The organism is Romboutsia sp. 1001216sp1, assembly GCF_039841805.1.
Taxonomy (GTDB): domain Bacteria; phylum Bacillota; class Clostridia; order Peptostreptococcales; family Peptostreptococcaceae; genus Romboutsia_C; species Romboutsia_C hominis.
Map to the genome: position 1 here is coordinate 1 of NZ_JBDPHA010000029.1, position 5969 is coordinate 5969.

General features: G+C 29.7%; 3 protein-coding genes, 1 tRNA gene and 3 rRNA genes. 6 read left to right on the top strand and 1 reads right to left on the bottom strand.

All coding sequences use genetic code 11. From position 1 onward, the window contains the following. From ABHC41_RS14500 to rrf, 3 genes are all read left to right on the top strand, one after another. Positions 1-79: ribosomal RNA gene (locus ABHC41_RS14500) — 23S ribosomal RNA — on the top strand; the annotation flags it as partial. Between the two features lie 58 nt (positions 80-137). Continuing rightward, positions 138-211, top strand: a tRNA-Gly gene (locus ABHC41_RS14505). A gap of 11 nt (positions 212-222) precedes the next feature. Continuing rightward, positions 223-339, top strand: a 5S ribosomal RNA gene (rrf, locus tag ABHC41_RS14510). A gap of 137 nt (positions 340-476) precedes the next feature. Here the strand turns inward: rrf and ABHC41_RS14515 are convergent. Further along, positions 477-1658 (bottom strand): pyridoxal phosphate-dependent aminotransferase, encoded by a 1182-nt coding sequence (locus tag ABHC41_RS14515; protein ID WP_166506197.1) that lies wholly within the window; start codon positions 1656-1658, stop codon positions 477-479. Between the two features lie 631 nt (positions 1659-2289). Between ABHC41_RS14515 and ABHC41_RS14520 the strand changes: the two genes are divergently transcribed. The 3 genes from ABHC41_RS14520 to ABHC41_RS14530 form a co-directional block, all read left to right on the top strand. Continuing rightward, positions 2290-4641, top strand: coding sequence for an anaerobic ribonucleoside triphosphate reductase (locus ABHC41_RS14520; protein ID WP_166506198.1), 2352 nt, complete (start codon positions 2290-2292; stop codon positions 4639-4641). Between the two features lie 17 nt (positions 4642-4658). Further along, positions 4659-5198: an anaerobic ribonucleoside-triphosphate reductase activating protein gene (gene nrdG / locus ABHC41_RS14525; RefSeq protein WP_092921864.1), complete on the top strand. Its 540-nt coding sequence runs from the start codon at positions 4659-4661 to the stop codon at positions 5196-5198. Positions 5199-5641: 443 nt separating this feature from the next. Further along, a 16S ribosomal RNA gene (locus ABHC41_RS14530) occupies positions 5642-5969 on the top strand; the annotation flags it as partial.

Here is a 5969-nt window from a genome sequence, read left to right on the forward strand (position 1 = left end):
TACCTGGTTGATAGGTCGAAGGTGTAAGTGCAGTAATGTATTTAGCTTATCGATACTAATAGGTCGAGGACTTGACCTCATTTAAATGATGAATCTAAATGGTATACAGTTTTGAAAGTACTAATAAAACTAAATATGCGGGTGTAGCTCAATGGTAGAGTTCCGGCCTTCCAAGCCGGCTGTGAGGGTTCGATCCCCTTCACCCGCTCCAGATAAAGATTATGTGGTTATTATAGCAAAGAGGATACACCTGTTCCCATACCGAACACAGAAGTTAAGCTCTTTAGCGCTGATGGTACTTGGGGGGCGACCCCCTGGGAGAGTAAGACGTAGCCACGTAATCTTTTTTATTTTATAAAAAGTATAGGTTTAAATAAACCTATACTTTTGTATTTTTAAATCAATAAAATTTTTATTAACATCTAAATATAGTTTATAAACTTTTTATTAAAGTGTAATGTTTAAATGAATTTAGATTAAGAAAAAGAATTTATAAATTTATCAAGTCTATCTACACCTTCCAAAAAAACAGATTCATCACAGGCAAAAGAAATTCTTATATAATCATCTAATCCAAAAGCTATTCCTGGAACAACAGCTACATTATAAGTATCTAAAAATTTACTACAAAATTCTAATGAAAAACTTCCATTATAGCTTAATGTATTTTTTAGTTTGGATATATCTATAAATACATAGAAAGCACCATAAGGCTTTATATAACTTATATCATTAATTGAATCTAGTTTAGTACAGATCAATTTTCTTCTTAATTTATACTCATTTACGAATTGATTTATATCTGAGTTACATTCCTTTAGAGCTCCATAGGCTATGTATTGAGATGTAATACAAGGATGTGATACAGAATGACCTTGTATAGAACTTATAGCTTTTGCTATGGAGCTATTAGATGCTGTATAGCCTAATCTAAGACCAGTCATATTAGTTGATTTTGAAAAGCCATTAATTGTTATTGTTATATCCTTAGCTAAATTACTTATAGATGCTATTGATGTAAAATTATCTTTATAACATATTTTTTCATATATTTCATCAGCTAGTATGTATATATTATTTTTATAGCAAATCTCTACTATCTCTTCTAACTCATTTTTAGTGTAGATACTTCCTGTAGGGTTATTTGGGTTGTTCAATATAAGAGCTTTAGTATTTTTACTTATACACCTAGATAAGTCTTCGGCCTTTATTTTAAAAGAATTATCTTTAGATGTGTGTATAAACACTGGAATTGCATTTACTATTTTGACAATCTCTGGATAGCTTACCCAATACGGTATAGGGATTAACACTTCATCATTTGGATTAGTCAAGGCGAGCAGCGTATTTGTTAAGCAATGTTTTGCACCACTAGATACCACTATATCTTCTGGACAATAGGTACAATTATTTTCTTTTAAAAGCTTTTTACAAATTTCTTCTTTTAAAGGTTTTATTCCAGTTACAGCGTCATATCTAGTATAATTGTTATTTAATGACTCTATTCCGTAAAGTTTAGCTCTAACAGGCACGTTGAAATTAGGTTCTCCTATACTCAAATCTATTACATCTAGATTAAGATCTTTAAGTTGCCTAATTTTAGAACTTATCTCTAAAGTATAGGAAGGGGTTAACGTTTCTAATCTTTTAGATAACATAAAATCTCCTTTCTTTATTAAAGTTGACTTATTAGGTATAAGTAATAATTATATTTAAAAAAGTGTAATTTATATTCAAATATAATTATTATAATATTAAAAAATCTATTATATTTGAAAATTATATTGATAAATTAATATTACAAATAATTAAAATTAAAGAGGAATTTGATTGACCAATATAGTAAATATATATATTAGTAATTAATGTATAATATTATATTATTTACAGTATAAAATAAATTATATTAATTACTAATGTATTAGGTTATATTGGATAACCTAAAGTTGTAATTATAACTTTGGCATAAGTAATAACATTTTGATTTTCAAAGTTTTATGTCGTAGTAAGTATATGAATAAGATTATTAAATATGAATAAATTACAAAAAAAATAAAAAAATAATATTTTTTGTATATGTTACAAATACTAAGCTTCAAATTATCCACATAGCAATTTCAATGCTTTAGGTTAGTTTGACTAAAATTTCTAAATTTGCTACTCTATTTAAGTAAACATCGAGACAGTCCCTTTAAAAGATTAAAGGGGATTTTTTTTAAGTTTAAACACTATATGTAGTAAAAAATAATGGAATAAATACAATATATAGTAATTAGGGGGCGTTTTAAAATGATAAATTATGTTAAGAAAAGAGATGGAAGAATAATACCTTTTAACCCAGATAGGATAACTAGAGCTATATTTTTAGCTGCAAGTAAAATAGCTGAGCAAGATGGGAAATCAGCAGATTATAATATAGCGGAAGAATTAACACAAGAAGTCATAAAGTTATTGAATAAAAAGTATATAAATTCAATTCCAGGAGTAGAAGATATTCAAAATGCAGTAGTAAAAGTGTTAATAGAAACAGGTCATGCAAAAACTAGTGAAGAGTACATAATATATAGAACAGAAAGAAGTAGAATCAGAAATTCAAAAACAAGACTTATGAAATCTATTGAAGAGATAACTTTTGAAGATGCAAATGATGCAGATATAAAAAGAGAGAATGCTAATATAGATGGAAACACTGCGATGGGTACTATGCTTCAATATGGAAGTACAGTATCTAAAGAGTTTTGTAAAACTCATGTAATAAAGCCAGAGCACTCATATGCTCATGATAATGGAGATATACATATACATGATATGGATTTCTTAAATATGGGTACTTTAACTTGCTGTCAAATAGATATTAATAAGTTATTCAAAGGTGGATTCTCAACAGGACACGGATTTTTAAGAGAGCCAAACGATATAATAAGCTATGCAGCATTAGCAGCTATAGCTATTCAAAGTAATCAAAATGATCAACATGGTGGACAAAGTATACCTTTCTTTGATTATGGTCTAGCAGAAGGTGTATATAAGACCTTTAAAAAGTTCTATATAGATAATATGTCAAAGGCTATTAAATTATTTAAATATGAGGATAAGACAGACTCAATAAAGTGTATAGTAAATGATATCGAGTATAGACTTAAAACTAGATTAAGTATAAAAATAGAAGATGAATATAAACAAGAAGAGACTAGAGAGTTAATAGATAAATTAGGATTAGATGAAGCATTTGTAGAAAATATACAAAAATTTGCATATTCAGAAGCTTATAGAGAGACAGATAGAAGAACTTATCAAGCTATGGAAGCCTTTATACACAATCTTAATACTATGCACTCTAGGGCAGGTGCTCAGGTACCTTTTTCTAGTGTGAATTTTGGAACAGATGTTACTGAAGAAGGTAGAATGGTCACTAAGAATCTTTTATTATCTCTTGAAAGTGGACTTGGAAATGGTGAAACGCCAATATTCCCAATTCTAATATTTAAAGTTAAGGAAGGAATAAGTTTAAACCCAGGAGATCCAAACTATGATTTATTTAAATTAGCCTGTAGGGTATCTGCTAAAAGGTTATTCCCTAACTTTAGCTTTTTAGATGCTCCTTTCAATATAAAATATTACGAAGAAGGAAATCCTGAAACAGAAGCTACATATATGGGATGTAGAACTAGAGTACTTGGAAATGAATGTGGTGAAGAAACTGTAAGTGGAAGAGGTAATTTATCATTCACGACTATAAATCTTCCAAGGTTAGGTATTAAACATGGATTAATAAGCAAAAAAGTTGTAGATATAGATGGATTTTTTGAAGAATTAGATGAGAAAATTAATTTAGTAATAGAACAATTGCTAGAGAGAATGGAAATACAAGGTAATAAAAAAATGAAAAACTTCCCATTCTTAATGGGACAAGGAGTATGGAAAGGTTCTTCAGAGTTAGGACCAGAAGATAAATTAAAAGATGTAATAAAGCAAGGAACATTAACAGTTGGATTTATAGGTCTAGCGGAATGTTTAATAGGCCTTATAGGAAAGCATCATGGTGAAAGTGAAGAAGCTCAAGAATTAGGTTTAAAAATAATAGGGCATATGAGAAATAGGATGGATGAAGCAAGTAAAGAGTATGGACTGAATTTCTCATTAATAGCAACTCCAGCAGAAGGATTATCAGGAAGGTTTACTAAGATGGATAGAAAGATATATGGTGATATAAAGGGTATAACAGATAAAGAGTACTATACTAATTCATTCCATATACCAGTATATTATAAGATAAGTGCCTTTGATAAAATAAGACTTGAAGCTCCATATCATAACCTAACTAATGCTGGACATATAACGTATATAGAGTTAGATGGCAATCCATCAGATAATTTAGAGGCTTTTGAAACTATAATAAGAGCTATGAAAGAAGAAGGAATTGGGTATGGTAGTATAAATCACCCTGTAGATAGAGATCCAATATGCGGTTTTTCAGGGGTTATAGAAGGTAATATATGCCCTTATTGCGGAAGAAATGAAGAAGACAGTAGTATAAAGTTTGAAAGAATAAGAAGAATAACAGGATATTTAGTAGGTACTGTAGATAGATTTAATAATGCTAAGCAAGCAGAAGTTCGTGACAGAATAAAGCATAAGTAATGAAAGGGGAATAGGTTATGAAAATAAGAATAGCAGCACCCATTACTTTTGATAGTATAGTTGATGGTCCAGGATTAAGGATGGTTATATGGACACAAGGGTGTATTCATAACTGTGAAGAATGTCATAATCCTCAAACACATAGTCTAAGAGGAGGCTATGAAGTAGACACAAAAGAAATAATTGATAAATTAAATAAATTAAAATTACAAAGAGGAATAACTCTCTCTGGAGGAGAACCATTTTTACAACCTGAGGCATTAGAAGAAATTGCTAAAGAAGCAAAAGACAAAAATTTAGATGTATGGAGTTACACAGGATTTAAATTTGAAGAACTTTTAAACGATAGGAATCCAAATAGATTTAAAAATCTAAACTTATTGAAATATATAGATGTTTTAGTAGATGGTAAATTTGAAAATGATAAAAAAGACATATTTTTAAAATTTAGAGGTTCTTCTAATCAAAGAATAATAGATGTAAAAAAAACATTAAAAGAAAAGAAAATAATATTAGCTGAAGAATATATCGAAAGAGATTTATGTGAAGCTAAATAATTTAAAAGTCATAGGCCAAATTATATAATTTTAGCCTATGGCTTTTTTTATTTACAATAAATATTATAAAGAAAAATGTTAATAATTATGTTAGTATTGTGGATAAAAAAATTAGAACCTTAACATTTCAATGTTAATAAGTTGTTAATATGTGGATAACATAAAATGATAAAATATAAAGTAAAATTAAGATGAAAAAAATGTTGAAAAAAGTATTGACCATATAAAACTAAGGTGATATAGTATTACTTGTCCTTAAGAAAAAGGCAAACAACAGAAAAGAGTTGACAAAGTAAAATTACTTTGATAAACTAAGGAAGTTATAAGGAATGAACTTTGAAAATTAAACAGTAGGTTAATTTATATAACTAATGATTCTTTAAAGAATCGAATACAACCAAGCCAGATATTCAGATAATGATAGTCTGAGCAGGTAACAACTTTTATTTGAGAGTTTGATCCTGGCTCAGGATGAACGCTGGCGGCGTGCCTAACACATGCAAGTCGAGCGATTCTCTTCGGAGAAGAGCGGCGGACGGGTGAGTAACGCGTGGGTAACCTGCCCTGTACACACGGATAACATACCGAAAGGTATGCTAATACGAGATAATATGGGAGAGTCGCATGGCTTTCTTATCAAAGCTTTTGCGGTACAGGATGGACCCGCGTCTGATTAGCTAGTTGGTAAGGTAACGGCTTACCAAGGCGACGATCAGTAGCCGACCTGAGAGGGTGATCGGCCACATTGGAACTGAGACACGGTCCAAACTC